Genomic DNA, 585 nt, shown 5'->3' with positions numbered 1-585 from the left:
GCTTGGCGCACAGTGGTCGCCAGTGCCTTGGTATAGGGGCTGTTACCATCGCTGCCGTCCTGCGCCACGCTGCCGGGCTGGGTCGCGTAGGAAATCAGCGTTCCTTCCGGTGCGCGCATCTGGGCGAGGCCGCCCTCAGAGGCACGCAGGCCACGCGACCCGAACGGATTGTTCCGGCAGGCATCGAGAATGACCATGTTGAGGCGCGTGCCGGAGCCCTGCATCTGGCGTAGCACCAGATTAATATCGACCATCTGGAAATCGACATCCGCCTCGCGGGTCGGATTGGCATTCACGGGCACGAGGTAGTTGGAACCGCTGACCTGCACGCCGTGGCCCGCGTAATAGAATAGAGCAACGTCAGCGCCTTGAACCTGCCGTCCAAAATTCTGCACGGCGAGATCGAGTGCGCTTTTGTCCAGATCCAATTGCGCAGTGCCGCCGATCAGCGTGAAGCCGAGACCGCTCAGCGTCTCCGCCATCAGCTTCGCGTCGTTCTTCGGATTATCGAGGCGGGTGATGTTCTGGTAGCCGGAATTTCCGACCACAAGCGCGATGCGCTTCTCGGCCAATGCAGCGCTGGCC

1 protein-coding gene is annotated in these 585 nt (G+C 61.9%); it reads right to left on the bottom strand.

The window, feature by feature from the left end; all coding sequences use genetic code 11:
• A partial coding sequence (locus AC1DU6_RS35035) for a caspase family protein (protein ID WP_477863155.1) occupies window positions 1-585 on the bottom strand: 585 nt, incomplete at both ends.

This window comes from Roseateles sp. P5_B10 (genome assembly GCF_056400485.1).
This window is presented reverse-complemented; position numbering and strand designations above follow the sequence as displayed.